This is a genomic window from Actinobacillus suis ATCC 33415 (assembly GCF_000739435.1).
Taxonomy (GTDB): domain Bacteria; phylum Pseudomonadota; class Gammaproteobacteria; order Enterobacterales; family Pasteurellaceae; genus Actinobacillus; species Actinobacillus suis.
This window is the reverse complement of sequence record NZ_CP009159.1, coordinates 2,467,365-2,491,813: the sequence shown is the minus strand read 5'-3', so window position 1 is coordinate 2,491,813 and position 24,449 is coordinate 2,467,365. Positions and strand designations below refer to the sequence as shown.

Below are 24,449 nucleotides of genomic sequence, written 5' to 3'. Positions count from 1 at the left end.
GAACTGAGGTTTTTATTATTGCTTGCTACAAGTTAGTGATTACCACTGATAACCTACACTTGCCGCTGCACCGGAGTCACCACGTGTATTAGTGTTTACAGAGAATTTCACACCAATCTTACCGTTATCCGATAAACGTGAATAACCTACCGCTACCGCACTTTGACCTTTGTAAGTACCCACACCGGCAGCTACCATAGACTTACCAGGGATAGTTACATGGTATAAGTTACCCGCTGCCATTGCACCTGCAATACCTGCACGTAAGTTTCGATCAACCTTATCAACTTTGTTATTCACTGCATTGATACTATTGTTGATGTTGTTCACCGCACCTTTTAATTGCGCTACGTTTACAGCATCGTTATCTTTCTTACCTGCCGCAACATTGGTAATACGACTAGCATTACTTACTGAGCCGTCCGCCTGAGTAACGTTATTACCTGCAATAGATACTTCACTTACACCATCTTCACCAGTTACAGCATTGATATTTGCCACGTCCTTACCATTGTCATCTTTCAGAACAACGTTATTGGTTGATACCGTATTAAAGGTTGGCTTATCTGAAGTCGCAATTGCAATTTCATTACCTTTCTTCGCAAGATTAATATTGTTACCTGCTCTTACCGCAACAGTATTACCCATCGCAACATTCGATTTACCCGTCGTAGTCACCGAACCTGTAGAACCTTCAACCGTTAATGCTTCAATATTCCAACCTTTCGCTACTTCATTCGTTAAATTCGTAACATTTTGGTTAGTTGTATATAACTGGCTACCGTTTACAGCTTCCGTACTATCGGCAGAAACTAAACCGTCTTGTAAATTAGCAATCTTCGTACCTGCGGCATCGATACCTGATTTCGTCATACTTGGACCACGATTAATGCTCACGCCTTCGTTATTGATCGTAGTATCACCGACAGTCACTTGATTTTTCACCGCTACTGAATCAAAACTTGCATTCGGATTCGTAGCAATAACCACATTCTTACCTTCACCGCCAATGACAATATTTTGACCGGCTTGGTAATTAACTTGCTCACCGGCAGAAATTGAACTATTGCTATTCGCAACATAATCACTTCTACCGTTTGAACCGGCTACAGTACCTGCATCAATCGACCAACTCGTGTTATTCACAAGATCAGCCACTGTTGTTGCATTTAAGTACGCATCACCATTTGCTACTTTTGCTTTACCGTCAGTAATCGTAGCCGTTGTGGTATTTACGTTAAATGTCACGTTAGTTTGTGTGCCAGCACCATTTGCAGTCACTTGTGCAGTTGTGCCATTACCATTCACAAAGTTAACTTGGTTACCCGCTGTCACTTTATCTTTATCAGCACCGTTGCCTTGGATTGTCCAAGATACGTTGTTGAGAGCATTTACCACATCACCTACAGTTGCAAAGCTATTATTCGCTTTATCTCCTGCTGCTGAAGTTTCCGCTACACCCGTTGTACTATTGATAGTCACTGGCGCTTTGTTTACCTCAACCGTGTAAATGGTTTGGCCATTATCACCTGTTTTTGGTGTAACGGTCGTGGTATTACCGTTTGCTAACTCGGTTTTCGCCGCTGCTGTTTTCGCATCTAATTGTGATACGTTTACTGCATCGGTTGCATTCGTACCGTTTGCAACATTGGTAATCTTATTACCGCCGGCATCAATTCCGTCATTGTTAATGGTTACATTACCCACTTTCACGCCATCCGCTGTCACTGAAGTATTACCTACAGTTAAACCATCGTTGTTTAGCGTTGTGTTACCAATCTTCACGCTACCTTTATCCGTTAGGGTGAGATTGTTTGATAATGTAACTTTAAACTCGGTGTTATTGCCGGTTGTCGTATTGGTGACAACAAGGTTGCTATTACCTGATACTACTGTTGAAGTTAGCTCAGAGTCTGTAATTGCTTTTGCTACATCTTCTGCGGTCGCAAATGCATCACCTGACTGATTTGCCGTTACTTTACCGTTATTCACAGTTAAGCCTGATTTGTTTACGTTGAATGTAACATCCGTTTTCGTACCATCAGAACTTACCTCTGCGGTTGTACCTGCACCATTCACAAAGTTAACTTGGTTACCCGCTGTCACTTTATCTTCGTCAACACCGTTGCCTTGGATTGTCCAAGATACGTTGTTGAGGGCATTTACCACATCCGTTACCGTAGCAAATGAATCACTTGAATCCGGTGTTGACACTGTGCCATCGTTATTTACTGTGACGTCACCTTTATTTACTTCCACCTTGTAAATATCTTGACCATCGGCACCTTTCTCACGTGTAACCGTTGTGGTATTGCTGTTCGCTAATTCGGTTTTCGCAGCCGCTGTCGTTCTATTTAGCTGATCTAAGTTAACCGCATCCGTTCCTTTTTTACCTTCTGCAACGTTCGTAATTTGTTTATTACCTGCGTCAATGCCGTTATTGGTAATACTTGGGCCGTCTTTAATGGTTAAGCCTTTGTCATTTAAAGTTGTGTTGCCCGTGGTTACCGTGGTAAATGTTGGGTTTTCACTAATCTTAATCACTAATTTGTCGTTCTCTGTATCGACACGAACGTTCTTCGCACTTGCTGCTGCATCTGTTGCTAACTCGCCCACAATCGATAATGTATCAGTTAAGTTTTTGTGAATTACACCGCTTGCGTTGTTACCCACAAAGTTTAAACCCGCATTAGTTAAGTTAGTCGTTGCGTTAAATAACTGGCCGCCATTTACCGCTTCTTTGCTACCTGCCTCAACTTTGCCGTCTTTTACATTGCTGATAGTAGTATTCGCTGCATCAATACCATTTTTCGTCACACTAGGGCCATTATTAATGGTTACACCATCATTATTGATCTTCGTATCACCCACCGTCACATTACTGAAGGTTGGGTTATCGCTGGTTGCAATCGAGATCTTACCTGCCGTTTGTGTGATATTGATGTTTTTACCTGCATCAATCGTTACCGTATCGCCCATCTTCACATTCGTTAAGCTGGTACCTTCTGCCGAACCGTTGGATGCTGAAGTCGTAATATTCCAGCCTTTATTTACAGTATTCGTCACATTCGTTACGTTTTGGTTTGTCGTATACAACTGACTACCATTTACTGCATCTTTGCTGGTTGCCGATACTTCGCCATCTTTTACGTTGCTAATCGTATTATTCGCAGCGTTAATGCCTTTATCTGTAACAGATACGCCACCTACAGTTACGTTATTATCTGTGATTGTGGTATTGCCTAACTTAATCGAACCTTTATCCGTTAAGTCTAAAGTATTCGATAACGAGTAAGTAAAGTTTTGACCGTCTTGTGCTAAAACAAGATTATTGCCGGCTTTAAACGTCACCGTTTCACCTGCTTTAACTTGTTCAGCCGTTGTACCACTTACCTTACCGCTATCTACGCTACCTGAGGTCACATTAAAGCTTGTATTGTTCAGCACGTTTACAAGGTTATCACCCGTTACAAACGTATTGCCTGCTTTATTATTTGCAGTCGTGCCATTCGGGTTAGTTACCACTTCCGCTTGTGCTACAGAGATATCGTAAATACGACCGTTCGTTAAATTCTCTTTAACCGTAATTGACTTATCATCCGATGTCACTGTTGTTATGAGCGCGGCTTTCGTTTCATTTAACTGGTTAAGATTTACCGCATCTGTACCGTTTACACCGTTTGCTACGTTCGTAATCGGTTTATTTGCCGCATCAATACCTTCGTTAGTAATACTTGGGCCGTTATTAATGGTTAAGCCATTACCATTAATTGTCGTATTACCTAACTTAATATCATCGCCGTTTAAGCTTGTATTACCAACAGTTGCCGTCGTAAATGTCGGTTTATCGCTAGTTGCAATTGAAATTGTTGCACCATTCTGCGTGATATTGATGTTTTTACCTGCATCAATAGTTACCGTATCCCCCATTTTCACGTTTGATACACTGATATCCTTCGCTTCGCCAGCAGATTTAGAGGTGGTAATGTTCCAACCTTTATTCACTGTTGTTGAAGTATCTGCGATCGTTTTCTTCATTTTCTCAGATAAATCTACAGCATAATTTGTGCTATTCGTAGCCGGATCAAAAGTACCATTCACAGTTACTGCATCTGAACCCGCACTCGCCGTAGTATTAAATGCATTGACTGTATATACCGTGCCGTTCGCATCCGTTTTACTTGTCACATTAGCATTACTCCCAGCAATAACTGAACTGCTTGCCGCTTTTACCGTTGTATTTAACTGATCTAAGTTAACCGCATCGGTACCGTTTACAGCTTTAGCAACATTAGTAATCTGCTTGTTGCCTGCATCAATGCCGTTATTGGTAATACTTGGACCATTTTTAATAGTTAAGCCTTTGTCATCTAAGATTGTGTTACCTGTGGTTACCGTAGTAAACGTTGGGTTTTCACTTAGCTTAATTACTAATTTGCCGTTTTCTGTATCAACGCGAACATTCTTCGCACTTGCTGCGGCGGTATTATCTAACTCACCAACAATCGCTAATGTATCACTTAAGTTTTTGTGAATTACACCGCTTACGTTGTTACCCACAAAGTTTAAGCCCGCATTGGTTAAGTTAGTCGTTGCGTTAAATAACTGACCGCCATTTACCGCTTCTTTACTGCCTGCCTCAACTTTGCCGTCTTTTACATTGCTGATTGTTGTATTCGCTGCATTAATGCCTTTATCCGTAACAGATACATTACCTACGCTCACATTGTTATCTGCGAGAGTCGTATTACCTAACTTGATCGAACCTTTATCTGTTAAATCTAAAGTATTCGATAATGAGTAAGTAAAGTTTTGACCGTCTTGCGCTAAAACAAGGTTATTCCCTGCTTTAAATGTTACAGTCTCGCCAGCTTTTACTTGCTCGGCCTTAGTCCCCGTTACCTTACCGCTATCCACGCTACCTGAGGTTACGTTGAAGCTTGTATTGTTCAATACATTTACAAGGTTATCACCCGTTACAAAAGTATTACCTGCATTTTTATTCGCAGTTGTGCCATCTAGGTTAGTCACTAAATCTGATTTAGCAATTGAGAGATCATATTCTCGACCGTTAGTTAACGACTCAGTTACTGAGATCGAGTTGTCTTTTGAAGTTACTGTAGTCGTTGTCGCTGCTTTAACTTCGTTTAATTGATCCAGATTTACCGCATCCGTACCGTTTACACCTTTTGCAACATTAGTAATAGGTTTACTCGCCGCATCAATACCTTTATTCGTAATACTTGGACCATTTTTAATAGTTAAACCATCATTGGTCAGTTTAGTATCATCACCTACAGTAACATCTGTAAATGTCGGTGTTAACGAAGTAGCAATCTTAATACCTTTACCGTCTTGAGTAATAACAATATTATCTCCTTGCGAGAAATCTACCGTATCACCCATTTGGATATTTGCTTTATTGGCATCAGCTTTATTAGCGGTCAAATTCCAGCCTTTATTTACTGTTGCATTTGCCGTATTTGCTGTCGCATTAGCATTGTGTGCTGTGGTATTTGCAGTAGTGATATTACTTTTCGCTGACTGTGAAAGATCGATTGAATACTTAATTGCTTTCGTATTCACATCTACCGTTTCTGTTACGCTAATATCCGTTGCACCTTGTGCTGTAGTATTCCAAGCATCAACTTTATAATCCGTTCCGCCTGTTGTCATGTTTGCGGTCGCAGTAACTGCCGTATTTAAACCCGCTAACACCGCTACTTTTGAAGCATTTAATTGTTGTAAATTAACCGCATCATTCGCATTTGTACCATTTGCAACATTTGTAATCGCTTTATTACCTGCATTTACACCATTATTGGTAATGCTTGGGCCATTCTGAATAGTTAAGCCTTCATTTGTAATTTGCGTATTACCTGCCGTCACACTGGTAAACGTCGGAGTTTTGCTTGTTGCAATGGTAATATTGCTGCCGTTTTGTGAAACATTTACGTTATCGCCTGCAGTAATAATAACCTTACCACCCATTTGAACATTCGTATCACTGATATTCTCAGCATTACCTGTCCCTGTTTTCGCTGTGGTAATGTTCCAGCCTTTATTTACCGTCGCATTCGCTGCATTCGCCGTATTATTTGCAGTGGTGATATTGTTCTTCGCACTGTCTGATAAATCGATCGTGTAATCGATCGTTCTACCCGTAGCGTCCGTTACATTAGTGACTTTAATATCACTTGAACCTTTAGCTGTGGTATTCCACGCATTTACGGTATAAGTCGTTGAACCATCTGTTCCAACTGCCGAAGTAACATTGGCATGTGTTCCAGCCTCAACAAAAGTACGGCTTGCATTTAATTGTTGTAAATTTACTGCATCATTTGCATTCGTACCATTTGCAACATTCTGTACCTTATTTCCACCCATATCGACATTTCCACCATTCTTCACTGAAAGATTGGTCGTTGTCATATCGGTAAAGGTCGGTGTTAACGACGTTGCAATCTTGATACTTTTACCCTCTCGAGTCACAACGATGTTATCTCCTTGTGAGAAATCCACCGTATCGCCCATTTGAATATTGGCTTTATTCGTATCGTTATTAGCGGTTAAATTCCAGCCTTTATTTACTGTTGCATTAGCCGTATTTGCGGTTGTATTCGCTAAATTTGCCGTGGTATTTGCATTATGTGCCGTTACGTTTGCATTGGTAATTGTATCTTTAGTTTCTTTTGTTAAATCAATTGTGTAATCAATTGTATTTTTCGCACTATCAACTTTACTTGTTACCGTAACATTACCATTTGCCGCCGCTTGTGCCGTAGTATTCCAACTATTCACGACATAATCTGTACCACCGGTTGTCGCATTCGGTTTGCTTGTTACGCCAGTATTTAACCCTGCTAACACCGCGACTTTTGAAGCATTTAACTGTTGTAAGTTAACGGCATCTGTCGGTTTCGTGCCGTTTGCAACATTCGTAATTGCATTGCCACCCATATTAACCGTACCGCCCGCTTGAACATTTAAGTCCTTCGTCGTGACATTGCTAAACGTTGGCTTATTGCTAGTTGCAATCGTAATATTTTTGCCATTTTGAGAGATATTGACATTATCACCTGCGGTAATAATGACCTTATCGCCCATTTTGACATTTGCATCAGTATTATTTACTACATTACCTGTGCCGCTCTTCGCTGTCGTAATGTTCCAGCCTTTATTTACCGTCGCATTCGCCGCATTCGCTGTCGCATTGGCATTGTGTGCTGTGGTATTTGCAGTTGTAATGTTCTGCTTTGTTTGTGCAGATAAATCAATTGCATAGTTAGTCGTATTGGTTTGCGCATTGAAAGTAGGCGTCACTGTTACTGTATCTGTCGCATTACTTACTGTTGTGTTGTATGCATTTACTGTATAAACCGTACCATCTGCACTTGCTTTACTCTGAACATTTGCATTAGTTCCCGCAACAACTGAACTACTTGCCGCTTTAACTGTTTTATTTAGTAGATCGTAGTTAACCGCATCCGTACCCTTCTGAGCTGTACCCACGTTAGAGACAACATTGCCTCCCATATCAACCGTTCCACCATTTTGTACATTAAAATTCTGCGTGGTTACTGTGTTAAAGGTTGGCTTGTCGCTGGTTGCAATCGTAATATTTGCACCTTTTTGCGTTAAATTAATATTACTTCCCGCTTCAAATGTGACTAACTCGCCCATGCTCACTTGTTCTGTAGAGTTACCTGTTACACTACCGCCATTCGCCTTCGTTGTAATATTCCAGCCTTTTTTCACTTCTTCCAATGCAGTATTAGCGGTTGTATTAGCTTTGTTAGCAGTTGTATTGGCAGTATTCGCTGTTGCATTAGCTGTGTTAGCCGTTGTATTCGCTGTATTCGCTGTTGTATTAGCTGTATTAGCCGTTGTATTCGCTGTATTAGCTGTTGCATTAGCTGTATTAGCCGTTGTATTCGCTGTATTAGCTGTTGCATTAGCTGTGTTAGCAGTTGTATTTGCAGTATTCGCTGTCGCATTAGCTGTATTAGCAGTTGCATTTGCGGTCGTAATATTATTTTTTGCGGACGTAGAAAGGTCTACCGTATAAGCTAAAACCTTATTAGTATTATCTGTTTTTGATGTAACACTGACTTCTTTAGAACCATTAGTTACAGTTGTATTCCAAGCATCTACGGTATAAGTTGTTGAACCATTTGGTGCGGAAACTTGTGTTACTTGTGTATTTTTACCTGCTGCTACATTTTCTTTTACTGCTGCAATTGCATCATGAACGGTTGTTTTCCCAGTATTACCAATATCTGACATTGTAATACGTCCGGTATTAGCTAGTTGTGAATTACCGCCTAAAATTGTTTTAACCGTATTAGCTGTATTACTTAAAACTTGTTGCGTCGCATATAATTGAGAACCATTGATAGCATCTGTTGAAGTTGCAGAAATTTGGCCGGCAGCGACATTCTGGATCTGGCGTTTTTGGGTAACAGATCCTACCGATACTACTGAAGTCGGCTGACTTCCTTCAAAGCCAGAATAAGTTAATCCATTCACATTTGCTGAATTGGTTGGCACAGCAGCAGAAGTTGTCGCCTCAGCTCCCAAAGCGATAGCGTCTTCTATTGTTGCAGAGGCATTACGCCCAATAGCAATAGCATCAGCCTTATCCACCGATGATTTATAGCCCAAGGAAATAGCGTAATTTTCAGATGCGACCGTATTACCACCAATAGCAATAGCGCCTAGTAGATCCTTATTTGTATTAAATACAAAGGCATTATTACCGAATGCAATCGTATTTCTACCTGTCGCATTCGCAAAAGCACCAATAGACGTCGCAGGGCCAAAAGTCTCATTTTGTACATCTGAAATCTTAGGTAAGTTATTTTCTGCAGCATTCATTAAATTTGTGCTACTTGCATGCGCCCCTTTACCAATCGCCAAATCACCGGCACCATAAGCAATCGCATCTTTACCTACAGCGGTCGATGATAATCCTCTTGCTTGAGCATCATAACCAATCGCATTTGAATAAGCCTGCACAGCAAGAGATTCCGTACCTAATGCGTTAGAAGATTTACCTGTAGCAACCGAATTATAACCAACAGCAGTGGAAAAGTTTGCACTCGCATTTGCCGTAGTACCTAATGCATTCGCATAGTCTCCGGTAGCTCTTGCTTTACCACCAACTGCGGTTGCATCTTCACCATCTGCGGTTGAGTCCGCACCAAATGCTATTGACTGAACACCTAACGCTTCAGCATTTGGACCCCCGGCAAATGAACCGTCTCCGGAAGCTTTTGCCGTAACCCCTAATGCGGTTGCTGCTAGACCAGCTGTTCTTGCTCCCGTACCAATTGCGGTACTTAAGTGTCCGGAAGAAACCGCTTGTACACCGATAGCAACCGATGCAGAACCTGATGAGTTAGTTGCTACATACTGAGTTCTGTATCGAGTATCTCCCCAAGTATTTACATATGGTTGACTTAAATCAACAAGATCACGACCAGAGATTTTCTTAAACTCAGCATTAACACTCCCGCCATTGATAGTACTACTAAACGAACCATCTAAATTAAGTTTAGAGGTTTCATCTAAATCGTCACCACCAATAGCAACAGAAGATGAGCCAACAGCCTTCACATTATTACCTACTGCTGTTGACTGACACGCAGCTAAGGTTCCACTACCAATAGCAACAGCTTGATCTAGAACAGCATTAGCATATGAACCTATAGCAATAGAATCACTACCATTAGCTAAGGAACTTAGACCCAATGCCATTGAACCACAAGCTACTGCTTTTGAGCCTTGACCAATGGAAGTTGAATTAATATGTTGAGCTTTCGCTCCCTCACCAATTGCAATAGATGACGCACCAGAAGCCTCAGCTATATAACTAGAATAATAAGTACTACCAATACCAATAGCAATCGCATTTTGACCAGTAGCTTGTCCCTCCCCAGCAGAATAAACAGCATGTGCATCATGGGCAACTAAAGTCCCGCCTAATACTACAGCCCCAAAAGCCACTGTACCTAAATTTAAAATTGAAGCTGTAGGTGAGCCTCTTTCATCGGTAACAGAAGCAGACATTCCTTTTGCTTTCGTTAACTCAGATACAACTACAAAAGATTGAGTCGCATGATTCCAGATGACTTTAAAAATTTTATTCATGAGGTAAATTATCCCTTACTACATAGAAATATGGGGTACAGAGTAAAAATCATTAACTAACTCTGTAACTAAAAATAAAAAAGACCAACAAAAGCTTGGTCCAATCACTTGTATATAATAAAGAAAATGAACATTGTTCACTAGTGAACTTACGCTTTTATACGAAAGGAGAAAGATTGTATATAAATTTACAATCAGTATGATATACCCGCCTTATTGGAAGGCGGGTAAAAAGAAGAAAAAACCCAATAAAAATTAATACGTTATTGAATTTAAAATTGACAAGATAAAACAGATATTATTCTGCTTTAATGTGTACTCGGCGATTAGGCTTCAAGCACGATTTTAGCTTATCAGCTGATTCATTTTTACACAATTTTACTTGGTTAGCTTCCCCACGGCCAACAGCTTTCATCTGAGCTTTTACACCTTGATTTACAAGATATGCTTTTGCTGAATTTGCACGTTCTTGTGAAAGTTTTTGGTTGTATGCAGGAGAACCTAAACGGTCTGTATAACCGGTAATGATTACTTTTTTTGCACCTGATGCTTTAATTTCTTGTGCAATATTATTCAATGTCGCTTTACCCTTCGCAGTTAGATTCGACTTGTCAAAATCAAATAAAAAATCACCGCTTAATGTGTATTCTTTTGCCGGTGTAACCGTTTCTTCAACTACTGGAGCAACTTGTGGAGCTACCGGAGCCTGTGCATCTCTGTTTAAACTGCTTGCACTAAAGCAGCCCGCTAAAAGTAGTGTAGCTGCCGTTACAGCCGAAATTTTTGCTACGTTCTTGATCATTGTATATGTCCTTATAAAACAAGAAAGGGAGTTAAAAATTCGTCAATATAAATGACACTCTATAGTAAGTCTAAATCAAAAAAAGTTCCAAACTCTTTGCAAAACTTTCGCTAAATTTAACCGCTTTGATCTATAATAGGATTAACTGTATAAACAAACATTAATTAAATACGAGGCGGTAATGGATTTTTCTTTATTATTAGACGGTTTAAATGATAAGCAGCGAGAGGCTGTCGCTGCACCGTTGGGCAATTATTTAGTATTAGCGGGAGCCGGATCCGGTAAAACACGGGTGCTTACCCATCGTATTGCGTGGTTAATCGGTGTAGAAAACGTACCGGAATCGAATATTCTGGCAGTAACCTTTACCAATAAAGCGGCGGCGGAAATGCGTCATCGTATCGAACATACTCTTTCTTCCAGCAGTCATCACCGCCTGTTCGGTATGTGGGTCGGTACGTTCCACAGCATTGCTAACCGCTTGTTACGTTCACATTATCTTGACGCTAATCTGCCACAAGATTTCCAAATTATGGATAGTGAGGATCAGCAACGTTTACTTAAACGTTTGTTAAAGTTGCACAATATTGATGAAAAACATTTCCCACCGAAACACGTGGCGTGGTATATCAGTGCGCAAAAAGATAAAGGTAAACGTCCGAAAGATATTGATCATCATAACGATCCGAACGAGAAGAAATTAGTCCAAATCTACCAAATCTATCAAGATGCCTGCGATCGTGCTGGTCTGTTAGATTTTGCCGAATTATTGATTCGAGCTTATGAACTTTTCCGAGACAAACCGCCGATCTTGCAGCGCTATCAGCAACGTTTTCAGCAGATTTTGATCGATGAGTTCCAAGATACCAACAATATTCAATATGACTTAATCCGTCTGCTTGCCGGTGAAACCGGTAACGTGATGATTGTCGGCGATGACGACCAATCGATTTACGGCTGGCGTGGTGCGCAGGTTGAAAATATTCAGCGTTTCTTAAATGACTACCAAAAAGCGGAAACTATTCGTCTTGAGCAAAATTACCGTTCAACCGGACATATTTTGGCGACCGCCAATGAGTTAATTTCCAATAACGAAGACCGCTTAGGTAAGAATTTATGGACCGATCAGGGTGATGGCGATCCGGTTGAAATTTATTGTGCTTTCAATGAATTAGACGAAGCTCGTTTTGTTGCCTCACAAATCAAACAATGGAAAGAAGACGAAGGCAGCCTAAATGAATGTGCGGTGTTATATCGTAGTAACAGCCAATCCCGAGTGATTGAAGAAGCATTAATTCAAGCGAATATTCCTTACCGTATTTACGGCGGTATGCGTTTCTTCGAACGCCAAGAAATCAAAGATGCACTGGCATATTTACGCTTGATTGCTAATCGCCAAGACGATGCAGCATTTGAACGTGTGATTAACACACCGCCAAGAGGGATTGGCGAACGCACGTTAGATACGATTCGTCAAATTACCCGTAATCGCCAAATAACCTTATGGCAGGCGATTCAAGTAGCTGTGCAAGAAGAACAACTGTCCGGCAGAGCCGCTTCCGCCTTGCTGCGTTTTGTCGAATTGATTAATGCGCTCGAACAAGAAACCGAACAAATGCCACTGTTTGAACAAACCGATTTTGTGATTAAAAAATCCGGTTTATACGAAATGTATAAACAAGAAAAAGGAGAAAAAGGCGAAGTTCGTATTGAGAACTTAGAAGAGCTGGTCACCGCTACCAAACAATTCAGCAAGCCTGACGAAGCGGAAGAAATGTCGGATCTCACCGCATTTTTAACTCACGCCTCATTAGAAGCTGGTGAAGCGCAAGCCTCCCCGCATCAGGATTATGTCGAATTAATGACGTTACATTCCGCGAAAGGTTTAGAGTTCCCTCGTGTATTTATGGTCGGTGTGGAAGAAGGTATTTTCCCGAGCGGAATGAGCTTTGACGAAGGCAGACTGCAAGAAGAACGCCGTTTGGCTTATGTCGGCATTACTCGAGCGAAGAAAAAATTAACGATCAGTTATGCCGAACTCAGACGTTTATACGGCAAAGAAGAGCGTCATATCGCTTCTCGTTTTATTGCCGAATTGCCCGAACAGCATATTCGAGAAGTGCGTTTGAGAGGCTCTATCAACCGTGCGGCAAGTTTTGCCCAAAGCACACCTTTTGCAAAAAATTCAGCAAAAACGACCGCTTCTTGTTTAGAAGACAATAGTTGGAAAATGGGGCAAAAGGTGCAGCACGCTAAATTCGGACAAGGCACAATTGTTAATGTGGAAGGCAGCGGCGAAGCAACCCGTTTACAAATCGCCTTTGCCGGAAATGGCATTAAATGGTTGATTGCCAAAATGGCAAACCTTGAAAAACTCTAATTCGCCATTGCTAAATAAAAAAATCCGCCGTAAGTGAAAACCTACGGCGGATTTTTTATTTATCACGATTACACGTTTTTCATGATACGAGAAATACGACCCTCGGCAATTTCTTCATCACGAATCGTCATCACTTCACAGCCTTCTTTGGTCACCACAATTTGGTGCTCAAACTGCGCTGAATGGCTACGGTCTTTGGTTTTTACCGTCCAGCCGTCCGGCATATTACGGATTTCTTTTTTACCCGCATTCACCATCGGCTCAATAGTAAACACCATACCTTCTTGCAGCACTACACCACCATCATCAGAATTGTAGTGAAGTACTTGCGGATCACAATGGAATTCGGTACCGATACCGTGACCGCAGTATTCACGCACCACAGAGAAACCTTGTTTTTCCACATATTGCTGAATGGTTTTACCGATTTCTTTTAAACGAATACCTGGTTTTACTGTGCGTAAACCGATATAAAGCGATTCTAATGTCACTTCAATTAAACGTTTATCACGAATACTCGGCTCTCCGACCACATACATTTTCGAGTTATCGCCGTAGTAACCGTCTTTAATTACCGTTACATCAATATTTAAAATATCGCCTTTTTTCAATTTACGATCCGCACTCGGAATACCGTGACACACCACTTCGTTCAATGAAATACAAGTGGCATTCGGAAAGCCGTGATAATTTAAACACGCCGGAATCGCCTGCTGTTCGTTTACGATATATTCGTGGCAAATACGGTCTAATTCTGCGGTACTTACACCTTCTTTTACATACGGCTCAATCATTACCAATACGTCAGAGGCTAATTTACAAGCGACACGTAATTTCTCAATCTCTTCTTCGGTTCTTAATGGAATCTTGCTCATGCTGTTCTCTCTTCTTAATTCAAGCGGTTAAATTTCTCAATTTTCTTGCAAATACGCAGAAAAAAGTAAGGGGATTATACCTTTTTTCAGCATAATCCCCAAACGACTATTTCAGTTTAAATTTTTTGACTAAATAATTGAGTAACACGCCATAGAGCGGTAAAAACAGTAATAAGCTAACAAACAGTTTAAACGCATAGTCCACCGTACCGATGGTGAACCAATGTTCCGCCATATAAGCATCATCGCTTTTATAAAACGCTACTGCAAAGAAAGCGAAAGTATCAATCAATGTACCGAAGATAGTCGAACACATCGGAGCTAACCACCACGTTTTGCCCTGACGTAAGCGATTAAACACCACAATATCCAATAGCTGCCCGACTACATAAGCACAAAAACTTGCCAACGCAATACGGAACACAAACAGATTAAATTCGTTTAACGCATTAAAGCCTTGGAATTGAGTCTCAAAAAACAGCACCGAAATCACATAACTAATCAGTAACGCCGGCAACATACCGACAAAAATAATTTTACGGGCAAGACTTGCACCAAATACTCGTACGGTTAAATCCGTCGCCAAAAACACAAACGGGAAAGTAAATGTGCCCCATGTGGTTGGAATCACAATGTCGGTAAACGGAATTTTTACCTCAAAAGTAATCTGCACCAAATAGTTACTGATCGCGATAATAAAGATATGGAAAAGGGAAAGTAAAACAAGAGAACGACGCTTTTGTGCGTCTGAAAAATCAATTTGAAAGTTCATATTATTCCTTTTTAAAAATAAAAAGCCGAGGTAAGGGAACTCGGCAACCAATTTTGAGGGGCGCATTATACGCAAGCGGTCAAATTTTGCAAATTTTTTACAAAACTCAACCGCTTATGTTATTTATTTGAACCTTCAGGGTGAAGCCCTATACCTTGATGACGCTCTTTTAATTTAGCAATCACATCGCCCCATTCAAGATTCATCGAATGTAATAATACAGTCAAGTGATAGGCTAAGTCCGCCGCTTCGCTTACCACTTCTTCTTTATCTTGCGACACCGCTGCCAATGCGGTTTCAACACCTTCTTCGCCAACTTTTTGAGCGATTTTCTTCACACCTTTGGCATACAGTTTTGCAGTATAAGAGCTTTCTGGATCGGCATATTTACGCTCGGCAAGCACCTGTTCCAATTTCGCAAACCACGTCCAATCGCCTTCAGACTGGCTTTCAAATTGGTGGAAACAGCTCCTCTCGCCCGTATGGCAAGTCGGCCCGATTGGATTCACTAAAATCAATAACGTATCGTTATCGCAATCCAAACTCATATCCACCACATTGAGAAAATGCCCCGATGTTTCGCCTTTCGTCCACAAGCGTCGTTTGGTGCGAGAATAGAAGGTTACCACTTTCTCTGCTAAGGTTTTAGCTAACGCCTCTTGGTTCATATAGCCCAACATCAGCACTTCACTGGTTTGGAAGTGTTGGATAATGACGGGGAGTAATTGATCTACTTTTTGCCAGTTGATTTTGTTTTGCATATTATTCCTTACCCTATACGAGCCGTATAGGGTTACATAATCTGAGCCACGCTGTGGCTCTTTTTCTTTCAGATATACAGCCGCAGAGCGGCTAGGATTCTTGAACTTAGCACGGCTCGTGCTAGGTATTAACGACGTATCTCAACACCTTCCGCGTTAAGATACGCTTTCAACTCCCCAATCTCAATAATCCGCTTGTGGAACACGCTTGCTGCCAATGCTCCGTCCACGTTGGCTTGGGTAAAAGCATCTCGGAAATGCACCATTTCGCCTGCGCCGCCAGAGGCGATTAACGGCACGTTGCATACTTCACGTACTAATTTGAGTTGGGTTAAATCGTAGCCGTTGCGAACGCCGTCTTGGTTCATCATATTTAGTACGATTTCACCCGCCCCACGTTTTTGCACTTCTTGCACCCAGTCGAGCAGTTGCCAGTTGGTTTGGCGAGTGCGTTTTTCATCGCCGGTGTACTGATTAACCCAATATTTGCCGGTTTCTTTTTCAAACCAACTATCAATACCGACTACCACAGCTTGCACGCCAAAGCGATCTGCCAATGCGGTAATCAAATTCGGATCGGCAAGTGCGGGGGAATTGATCGAGATTTTATCCGCTCCGAAAGCGAACAATTTTTCTGCGTCTTCAATCGTCTTAATTCCACCTGCTACGCAAAACGGAATATCGATCACTTGTGCCACACGCTCCACCCAGCTTTTATCCACCGTGCGACCGTCCGATGAGGCGGTAATGTCGTAAAACACTAACTCGTCCGCCCCTTCTTCCGCATAGCGTTTCGCAAGCGGTACGATATCGCCAATAATTTCGTGATTACGGAACTGCACGCCTTTGACCACCTGACCATCACGCACGTCCAAACAAGGGATTATCCGTTTTGCCAACATTCGATTGCCTCCGCGACATTAAATTTGCCTTCTAACAACGCACGCCCTACGATCACGCCCGACACACCTGTGCCTTTTAACGCCTTAATATCGTCAAGCGAGCCAATTCCGCCTGATGATTGGAAATGGATTTCAGGATATTTGGCACAGATTTCACGGTAAAGATCCACATTAGAGCCTGCTAACGTGCCATCTCGGGAAATATCGGTGCATAAAACATGCTGTAATCCGACCGCTTGATAATCTTCGATCAGTTCTTCGAGTGATACACCACTCGCCTCTTGCCAACCGCTAATGGCAATGATTTTTTGACCGCTTGCGTCAATGTTCACGTCTAACGCCAGTACAAATTTCTCCGCACCGTATTTTTCAAACCAGCCCTTGACCATAGCTCGATCTTTGACTGCCGTTGAGCCAATCACTACACGATTTGCCCCCACTGCCAATAAATCCGCCACGTCCTGCTCGGTGCGAATACCACCGCCCACTTGGATTTGGCAATTTGTCGCCGCAATAATCTTTCCAATAAGTGCGGTCTGTCTTTTCGCAGGATCTTTCGCCCCCGTCAGATCAACCAAATGCAGCTGCTCTGCCCCTTGTGCGAGATAGTTTGCGAATTGCTCAAGCGGATTATCGGAATAAGTGGTTTGTTTCGCATAGTCCCCTTGATGTAGGCGAACGACATTGCCGTCGATTAGGTCAAGGGCGGGGATGATGATTGATTTTTTTTGCATATTGTGTTCCTGTACCTAGCACGAGCCGTGCTAGGCTGAATAAACTCAGCCGCTCTGCGGCTGTATCAAAGAGCCACAGCGTGGCTCGGATTATGTAGCCCCATACGGCTCGTATGGGGGTTAAACTAGCCAGTTTACACCGCTTATGTTGATAGTTATTAAATTCACTTTTTATCCTGCTTATTTTTGATAGGAGTAAATTGTAGCTAGAGTTTTAATAATATAACTATCAGTGTTTCTTCCATATTCACTCAATAATGAAACTATCATAGTTGCATACAGCTTAAAAAGTTTTCTTAATTCTTGCCCGTACTTATAATTATTCTCTTCCCATTCCCAATACTTTATATCATATGATATTCGATTTAATTCAGAATATATGAATTTTAATAACCCTTTTGATACGGGTAATATACCAAGATCTTTTTCTTCAAGGTAAAGAATCGTTGGTTCAGATAAAAATATACAAACTCTTCTTAATTCTAATTTCATTTCAAAGGAAATAAATTGAGAAATGAATTCATCTATAAAAACCAACTTAGTTTTATAATCAAATGAAATCAATTCAATATATATATTATTAGGAAAAAATTTCTCTGTATCAGGCTGATAAAGCCACTCTTGAAATTCTGAAAGTGACATATTTCCAGTCAAAAGTGGCAGTATTTTTAAAATCCAGTTTGGTAATTTTTCTATTTTCTCCATATTTATGTTCCATTACAGGCGGTCAAATTCTCCAAAAACTTCGCAAATATCTACCGCACGTTTACCTAGCACTCTCGTGCTAGGTTACGCATAATGTTGTCGCTCTGCGACAAACAAAATTGGTTGCGGAGCAACCGCACTATGCGTAACCTCATACGGCAGTATGAGGCACTAAATAAGCTCCACAAAATTCTTCAACAACATCGCTCCATTTTTGCCAGAACGCTCTGGGTGGAACTGCACGCCATAGAAGTTTTTGCTCGCAATCGCAGCCGAGAAAGGCACGCCATAATCAGCGGTGGCGATAGTGTTTTCATTCGGCAATACCGCATAGCTATGCACAAAATAGAAATGACTGTTTTGCTCAATACCGTGAAATAATGGGTGGTCGGCTTGATATTGCACCTTGTTCCAGCCCATATGTGGCAACGGCAAACCTGTATTTGGGATTAGCTCGGTTTTGCCGCTCATTAGCCCAAGCGTTCCCACCTCACCTTCGGCAGAAAATTCAGTCATTAGCTGCATTCCCAAACAAATACCGAGCATTGGTTGAGTGGCGTTGCGGATCGTGTCAATCAAATCACGATCTTGCAAAATCTTCATCGCCGCTACAGCCGTCCCCACCCCAGGCAACAGCAATTTATCTGCCGATTTGATTTTGTCTAAATCGCAACTAATCTCCGCCTGAATCCCCAGACGGTCGAATGCAAATTTTACCGATGACAGGTTTGCACAGCCTGTGTTGATGATGATTAGGTTTGGCATTTAGTTTCCTGCTATTTTATTTTTTAAATTCTTTTATCAAATTAGATAATTGTTCTAAACCATCAAATGTACTTGGTACTTTATCTGGTGTTGAAAGAATGCTACTAAAAATTAAATTCTCAAATTTTTCTAGTGAAACACCATCTTTTTCTTTTATCTCTTTTGCATAATCAGCATAACTTTGAATAAATTGGCAAAGAGATTGTCGTAATTCAAGTTGCATTATTTGGGTTTGGATTGAATTATAATGTGTTAAGGCAACTCTGAAAAAATAAATAAAAATAAATTCTAAACCTAACATTGGTAACATTTGTTCCCAACCAATCTTGCTCCATTCAATATTATATTCTGCAAACCAATTAAAAAATCTTCCACCAATAATAACTATTGGTAATGCAATCAAAAGAACACAAAATACAGACATAATCCCAAACGAAGTCCATTTACTCCATAGTTTTTGAGAAAGTAATTTTTCAAAACCTTTAGATAAGCCAACAAAATTAAATGCTGTTTTTTGTTCTTTTAATAATTCTGCTAACTCATTAACCCTTTTCTCTTTTTCTTTAATGAAATTTTCTAATTTACTTGCTTTATCTGCAATATTAACTTTGAGATTCTCTGACTTTTCCTCTGCATTTTTTAGATTGTTTTCATAATTTAGAAAAGCTTGAAAGGATTTATCACCTAAATAATGATTTAACACATCAATATCAAATTGATTATTTAGCAAATACTCTAACCAAGAATTATGATTTTTATCAATTAAATCAGGGGATTTTCTTTTAAATTTATTCCAATCATCATTCAAAATAGGTATATAATGTCCTTTTCTTTGTTCTGACAATAAATATTCTCTAAAAAACCTTGCACAAGTTAGATAAAACTTATCATCGATACCACGAATTGTTATATATTTTTCATTTAGGTATTCTCCAATATTCTGCATGCTAAAAGGGCAATTTAATTTCCACTCTTCATAATTTTCATAAAACATACTTATAACATCTTTGCAGAAATTACATTTTTCCAGTTGTATGTCTTCATTAGGATTATTTTGAATGTATACATCAATTGATCGTAGTAAATTATTAAGTGTTTCTTTGTTAAGCATTTCATTAATCCATCTCAATAGTACAAGCAGCCAAATTACCAAAAAACTTTGCAAAACCCAACTACACTTTTGCCTAGCACTCTTGTGCTAGGTTACGCATTGTATTGTCGCTCTGCGACAAGCTAGATTGGTTGCAGAGCAACCGCACTATGCGTAACCCTACACGCCAGTGTAGGGCATTCCCACGTAAAATCACAACACACCCTTTGAACTCGGCAATTCATTCCCTTCCACTTTGATGCACTGTCTTAAGGTTCTGCCGAACACCTTGAACAGGCTTTCGATTTTGTGGTGGTCGTTGTCGCCTTGGGTTTTCAGGTGGAGCGTTGCCATTAGGGTGTAGGCGAGCGATTGGAAGAAATGCTCGGTCATTTCGGTGCTGAAATCGCCCACTTTTTCACGCTTAAATTTCGCCTTAAATTTGAAATATGGCCGACCCGATAAATCCATTGTGCATTCCGCTTTACATTCGTCCATTGGTAGCACAAAGCCGAAACGTTGAATACCACATTTGTCGCCTAACGCCTGTTTTAATGCCGTGCCGAGTGCAAGTGCGGTGTCTTCAACGGTGTGATGTTCGTCAATCCACAAGTCGCCTTTACATTGCACGTTCATTCGGAAACCGCCGTGCGTGGCGATTTGGTCTAGCATATGGTCGAAAAAGCCCACGCCTGTGCTGATTTGGTTTACGCCTGTTTCGTCCAGCCACACTTGCACTTTGATGTCGGTTTCTTTGGTGGTGCGAACCACTTCCGCATAGCGTGGCGGACGTTCACAAGCGGTCGTTTTTGGCAATAATTTTTCCACAATCAGATCCCAATCCAATTTTTCTGGGTGATATTGCAACGCCTGAATACCAAGATTTTCCGCCAGTTGCACATCGGTGGCACGGTCGCCGATCACAAAACTGCGGTCAGGATCGAACAGTTTTTTGTCGATATATTTTTTCAGCAATTTGATCTTCGGTTTACGGCAATCGCAGTTATCTTCTGGCTTGTGCGGACAAATCAAAATCGCATCAAATTCAATGCCTTGCGAGCGGAAAATCTCTAACATCGCATTATGCGGTTTATCGAAATTTTCCTGTGGAAACGACTCCGTTCCCAAACCGTCTTGATTGCTGACCATCACAAAACGGTAGTGATCTTTTAATTTCAGTAACGCAGGAATCACATTGCGTTCAAATTTAAGTTTCTCCAAGCTATCAATTTGGAAATCAGTTTTCGGCTCGTCAATCAGAGTGCCGTCTCGGTCGATGAATAGGGTTGGTTGTGTCATGTTTGCTCCTGTGATCCCCCATACGAGCCGTACGGGGCTACTTAATCCGAGCCGCCCTGCGGCTCTATATTATCTAATTATCAGCCACAGCGTGGCTGGGTTTATGGAACCTAGCACGGCTCGTGCTAGGTTATAAATCTTGTTCGAGATATTCATTTACATTTCCAAGCAACGCTTTCATCTCATCAACAAAACTCCACGTTTTATGATGTTCTTTCTGCCCTTTGATGTAATTGATAATTTTCCCAATTTCGTGTTCGCTATAACTCAACGCACAATAACCTTTCGACCAAGCGTAAAAATCAGGAAAAAGATCACTATGATGTTCAAGCCATTTATGGCTCGCATTTTTAAGCTGTTTTACAAAATCTGCCACCGCCATACTTGGGTGAATTTCTACCAATAAATGTAAATGATCAGGCATTCCGTTTATGCGATGCAAAGTGCATTTTTGTTGCTGACAAAATGCCCAAATATATTGGTACAACTCTTTCTCATTTTCTTCGTTAATTGCAGGAACGCTTTGTAGCGTGCGAAAAACGATATGATAAAAAAGTTTGGTATAGCTCATATTTCTCCTTTTATTCTCCATACGAGCCGTATGGGGCTGCTTAATCTGAGCCACGCTGTGGCTCTATATTATCTAATTAACAGCCACAGCGTGGCTGGGATTGTGGAACCTAGCACGGCTCGTGCTAGGCATTTCTAATTGCTTCCACCGTTCTCTCCAACTCCCCCCTCGTCCCAATCGAAATCCGAATACAATTCTGCAATCCCAACGCTTTGTGCTGATCACGCAAGATAATGCCTTTTTCCCACAATGCTTTAAACACTTTTTGTCCGTCTTGGAACTTAACGAGAACATAGTTAGCTTCGGTGTCGAAAATCTGTTCTACGCAAGGCAATTTTTGCAGTTCGGCAATCAACCACGCTCGGTTATCTAGCACGTTTTGCACCTGTGATTGCATTTGAGCGATACCTTGTTCAGACAAGGCTTGGGCGGCTATGTCGGAAACTGGCACTGGCAAAGGATACGGGGCGATCACTTTTTGCAGGACACCGATTAATTCTTCGTTGGCAAGGGTAAAGCCACAACGCAAGCCCGCTAAGGCAAAGGCTTTCGAGAGCGTGCGAATAATCGCTAAGTGTGGGAAGTTGGCAAGCTCGCTTACCATTGTCGCTTCGGGGCAAAATTCGATGTAGGCTTCGTCCACCACTACAATTGCTCGCCCTGCGGTGATTTGCAAAAGTTTAAGTAAATCCGACCGCTTGACGAGCGTGCCAGTCGGGTTGTTTGGGCTACAGACAAACACCACTTTTACGCTGTCAAGATTGCGTTCGATTTCAGGCAAATTAAGCTGAAAATCAGTAGTTAAAGGCACTGTTTTGAGTGCGACACCGCAAGTTTCCGCCGATACGCTATACATTCCGTAAGTCGGCGGACAATAAAGCACGCTATCGCTCGGCTCACAGAATGCTCGAATAATCAGCTCAATGCTTTCATCGCCACCACGGGTAACGATCACGTTTTCAGGGCGAACGCCTGCATATTGGGCGTAGCCATTTACTATATCGGCTGGTTGTGCTTCCGGATAGCGGTTAAAAGTGCGGTTAATTAAATCAAAGTTTGGCGAAGTTGGGTATTCATTCGCATTCAGCCACACATCGCCATTGCCACCCAAGCGACGTGCCGATTGGTATGGAGTTAGGGCTTGTACATTTTTTCGAGAGAGTTGTGAGATTTGCATATTTTGTTCCTATTTTATACCCCATACTGACGTATGGGGTTAATCATTATACGGTTGCTCTGCAACCGATTTACTTGTCGCAGAGCGACAACATTATGCGTAACCTCGCACATCAGTGCGTGGGGCTAGGCAATCTTCGCCAACCGAATACTCACCGCCTGTTTATGCGCCTCCAACTGTTCCGCACTTGCCATTACTTCCACCGTTTTTGCCAAATCTTTGAAACCTTGCGGGGTGAGCTCTTGCACGGTCATTCGTTTGCTGAAATCCGCTAAACCTAGGCTTGATGTGGTGCGGGTGTAACCGTAGGTCGGTAGCACGTGGTTGGTACCGCTGGCGTAATCGCCCATACTTTCAGGGGAATATGCCCCTAGGAAAATCGAGCCTGCGTTGTCGAGTTGATCGAGTAAAGAGCGGGCGTTTTCCACTTGAACCACCAAGTGTTCAGGGGCGTATTCATTGCTGATTTCGACCGCTTGTTCAAGGCTTTCGGCGATGAAAATTCGGCTGTGTTCTAGTGCTTTGCAAGCGGTCTCTTTTCTCGGCAATTTTGCAAGTTGGTTTTCAATCGCAAGTGCGGTCTGTTTTGCTAACGTTTCACTATTCGTGACCAAAATCACTTGGCTGTCTGCACCGTGTTCCGCTTGGGAAAGCAAGTCGCTCGCCACAAATTCAGGATCGGCATTTTTATCCGCCAACACTAACACTTCCGAAGGGCCTGCTTGCATATCAATCGCTGCACCATTTACTGTTTGCGACACTTGGCGTTTCGCCTCGGTTACAAAGCTATTACCCGGCCCGAAAATTTTATCCACTTTTGCCACGGATTCCGTGCCGAATGCCATTGCCACAATCGCTTGCGCACCGCCCACTTGGTAAATGGTTTCCACGCCACACAAATTCGCCGCATACAAAATCGCATCGGCAATCGGTGGCGGTGAGCAAAGCACCACTTTTTTACAACCGGCAATTTTTGCCGGAATAGCTAACATTAAAACGGTGGAAAATAGTGGTGCTGAACCACCTGGAATGTATAAGCCGACACGATTAATCGGGCGAGTTAGCACTTGGCAACGCACACCAGCTTGAGTTTCGATGTCAACCGGCTGTGGAATTTGAGCTGTGTGAAATTTTTCGATATTTGCTTTGGCATTTTGGATCGCCTGTTTTAGTTCATCTGATAAACGATCACTTGCCGCTTGAATCTGCGCTTTTGAAACAACAAGATTATCTAATTTCACATTGTCGAATTTTTCCGAAAGCTCAAATAATGCCTTATCGCCATTTGCCAGTACGTTTTCACGAATCGCATCAACCGCTTGTTGAATATTCAGCGAGGAGCTAATTGCAGGACGAGTAAGTGACGCTTGGCGTTGTTGTTCGGTTAGGTTTTTCCAAATTAGGGTTTGCATATTTTTCTCTCCACGCCCCATACTCTCGTATGGGGTTACTTATGGTATGGTT

The 24,449-nt window shown here is 41.6% G+C and carries 15 protein-coding genes; 1 reads left to right on the top strand and 14 read right to left on the bottom strand.

Annotated elements, in window-relative coordinates:
* Positions 1-39 precede the first annotated feature (39 nt).
* Entirely contained in the window at positions 40-10,152 is a 10,113-nt protein-coding gene (locus ASU1_RS11575; RefSeq protein ID WP_039195665.1) for a YadA-like family protein, read from the bottom strand.
* 298 nt (positions 10,153-10,450) lie between these two features.
* Entirely contained in the window at positions 10,451-10,954 is a 504-nt protein-coding gene (locus tag ASU1_RS11570) for an OmpA family protein (RefSeq protein WP_015674528.1), read from the bottom strand.
* A gap of 181 nt (positions 10,955-11,135) precedes the next feature.
* Between ASU1_RS11570 and uvrD the strand changes: the two genes are divergently transcribed.
* Positions 11,136-13,334, top strand: coding sequence for a DNA helicase II (gene uvrD, locus ASU1_RS11565; RefSeq protein ID WP_015674527.1), 2,199 nt, complete (start codon positions 11,136-11,138; stop codon positions 13,332-13,334).
* Between the two features lie 68 nt (positions 13,335-13,402).
* Here the strand turns inward: uvrD and map are convergent, their stop codons facing one another.
* From map to hisD, 12 genes are all read right to left on the bottom strand, one after another.
* Complete coding sequence (map, locus tag ASU1_RS11560; protein ID WP_015674526.1) at positions 13,403-14,209, bottom strand: type I methionyl aminopeptidase; 807 nt, start codon at positions 14,207-14,209, stop codon at positions 13,403-13,405.
* A gap of 106 nt (positions 14,210-14,315) precedes the next feature.
* Entirely contained in the window at positions 14,316-14,981 is a 666-nt protein-coding gene (locus tag ASU1_RS11555; RefSeq protein ID WP_015674525.1) for a 7-cyano-7-deazaguanine/7-aminomethyl-7-deazaguanine transporter, read from the bottom strand.
* A 119-nt stretch (positions 14,982-15,100) separates the two neighbouring features.
* Positions 15,101-15,742, bottom strand: a complete 642-nt coding sequence (gene hisIE, locus ASU1_RS11550; RefSeq protein ID WP_015674524.1) for a bifunctional phosphoribosyl-AMP cyclohydrolase/phosphoribosyl-ATP diphosphatase HisIE — start codon at positions 15,740-15,742, stop codon at positions 15,101-15,103.
* A gap of 128 nt (positions 15,743-15,870) precedes the next feature.
* On the bottom strand, positions 15,871-16,644 hold the full coding sequence (gene hisF / locus ASU1_RS11545) for an imidazole glycerol phosphate synthase subunit HisF (protein ID WP_015674523.1): 774 nt from the start codon (positions 16,642-16,644) through the stop codon (positions 15,871-15,873).
* Positions 16,626-17,378: a 1-(5-phosphoribosyl)-5-[(5-phosphoribosylamino)methylideneamino]imidazole-4-carboxamide isomerase gene (gene hisA / locus ASU1_RS11540; protein ID WP_015674522.1), complete on the bottom strand. Its 753-nt coding sequence runs from the start codon at positions 17,376-17,378 to the stop codon at positions 16,626-16,628. The genes hisF and hisA overlap by 19 nt, the downstream gene beginning before the upstream one ends.
* Before the next feature lie 180 nt (positions 17,379-17,558).
* Positions 17,559-18,083 carry a hypothetical protein gene (locus ASU1_RS11535; RefSeq protein WP_039195662.1) on the bottom strand — a complete coding sequence of 175 codons (525 nt, stop codon included), beginning with the start codon at positions 18,081-18,083 and terminating at the stop codon, positions 17,559-17,561.
* Between the two features lie 171 nt (positions 18,084-18,254).
* Positions 18,255-18,848, bottom strand: a complete 594-nt coding sequence (hisH, locus tag ASU1_RS11530; protein ID WP_015674520.1) for an imidazole glycerol phosphate synthase subunit HisH — start codon at positions 18,846-18,848, stop codon at positions 18,255-18,257.
* Between the two features lie 16 nt (positions 18,849-18,864).
* The gene (locus ASU1_RS12080; RefSeq protein WP_015674519.1) at positions 18,865-19,959 is read right to left on the bottom strand and encodes a hypothetical protein; all 1,095 of its coding nucleotides are present in this window, start codon (positions 19,957-19,959) and stop codon (positions 18,865-18,867) included.
* 192 nt (positions 19,960-20,151) lie between these two features.
* Positions 20,152-21,237: a bifunctional histidinol-phosphatase/imidazoleglycerol-phosphate dehydratase HisB gene (gene hisB, locus ASU1_RS11520; protein ID WP_015674518.1), complete on the bottom strand. Its 1,086-nt coding sequence runs from the start codon at positions 21,235-21,237 to the stop codon at positions 20,152-20,154.
* Between the two features lie 130 nt (positions 21,238-21,367).
* Positions 21,368-21,808 (bottom strand): IS200/IS605 family transposase, encoded by a 441-nt coding sequence (gene tnpA, locus ASU1_RS11515; protein ID WP_005599862.1) that lies wholly within the window; start codon positions 21,806-21,808, stop codon positions 21,368-21,370.
* A 124-nt stretch (positions 21,809-21,932) separates the two neighbouring features.
* On the bottom strand, positions 21,933-22,985 hold the full coding sequence (gene hisC / locus ASU1_RS11510; protein WP_039195659.1) for a histidinol-phosphate transaminase: 1,053 nt from the start codon (positions 22,983-22,985) through the stop codon (positions 21,933-21,935).
* A gap of 125 nt (positions 22,986-23,110) precedes the next feature.
* Positions 23,111-24,397 carry a histidinol dehydrogenase gene (hisD, locus tag ASU1_RS11505; RefSeq protein ID WP_015674516.1) on the bottom strand — a complete coding sequence of 429 codons (1,287 nt, stop codon included), beginning with the start codon at positions 24,395-24,397 and terminating at the stop codon, positions 23,111-23,113.
* Positions 24,398-24,449: the final 52 nt, after the last annotated feature.

Bases quoted from the DNA above. Each gene is read 5' to 3' on its own strand.
- hisC (WP_039195659.1), bottom strand. From the start codon at position 22,985: ATGCAAATCTCACAACTCTCTCGAAAAAATGTACAAGCCCTAACTCCA.
- uvrD (WP_015674527.1), top strand. From the start codon at position 11,136: ATGGATTTTTCTTTATTATTAGACGGTTTAAATGATAAGCAGCGAGAG.
- hisIE (WP_015674524.1), bottom strand. From the start codon at position 15,742: ATGCAAAACAAAATCAACTGGCAAAAAGTAGATCAATTACTCCCCGTC.
- hisF (WP_015674523.1), bottom strand. From the start codon at position 16,644: ATGTTGGCAAAACGGATAATCCCTTGTTTGGACGTGCGTGATGGTCAG.
- hisA (WP_015674522.1), bottom strand. From the start codon at position 17,378: ATGCAAAAAAAATCAATCATCATCCCCGCCCTTGACCTAATCGACGGC.
- ASU1_RS11570 (WP_015674528.1), bottom strand. From the start codon at position 10,954: ATGATCAAGAACGTAGCAAAAATTTCGGCTGTAACGGCAGCTACACTA.
- tnpA (WP_005599862.1), bottom strand. From the start codon at position 21,808: ATGAGCTATACCAAACTTTTTTATCATATCGTTTTTCGCACGCTACAA.
- hisD (WP_015674516.1), bottom strand. From the start codon at position 24,397: ATGCAAACCCTAATTTGGAAAAACCTAACCGAACAACAACGCCAAGCG.
- ASU1_RS12080 (WP_015674519.1), bottom strand. From the start codon at position 19,959: ATGCTTAACAAAGAAACACTTAATAATTTACTACGATCAATTGATGTA.
- hisH (WP_015674520.1), bottom strand. From the start codon at position 18,848: ATGCCAAACCTAATCATCATCAACACAGGCTGTGCAAACCTGTCATCG.
- ASU1_RS11575 (WP_039195665.1), bottom strand. From the start codon at position 10,152: ATGAATAAAATTTTTAAAGTCATCTGGAATCATGCGACTCAATCTTTT.
- map (WP_015674526.1), bottom strand. From the start codon at position 14,209: ATGAGCAAGATTCCATTAAGAACCGAAGAAGAGATTGAGAAATTACGT.
- ASU1_RS11555 (WP_015674525.1), bottom strand. From the start codon at position 14,981: ATGAACTTTCAAATTGATTTTTCAGACGCACAAAAGCGTCGTTCTCTT.
- hisB (WP_015674518.1), bottom strand. From the start codon at position 21,237: ATGACACAACCAACCCTATTCATCGACCGAGACGGCACTCTGATTGAC.
- ASU1_RS11535 (WP_039195662.1), bottom strand. From the start codon at position 18,083: ATGGAGAAAATAGAAAAATTACCAAACTGGATTTTAAAAATACTGCCA.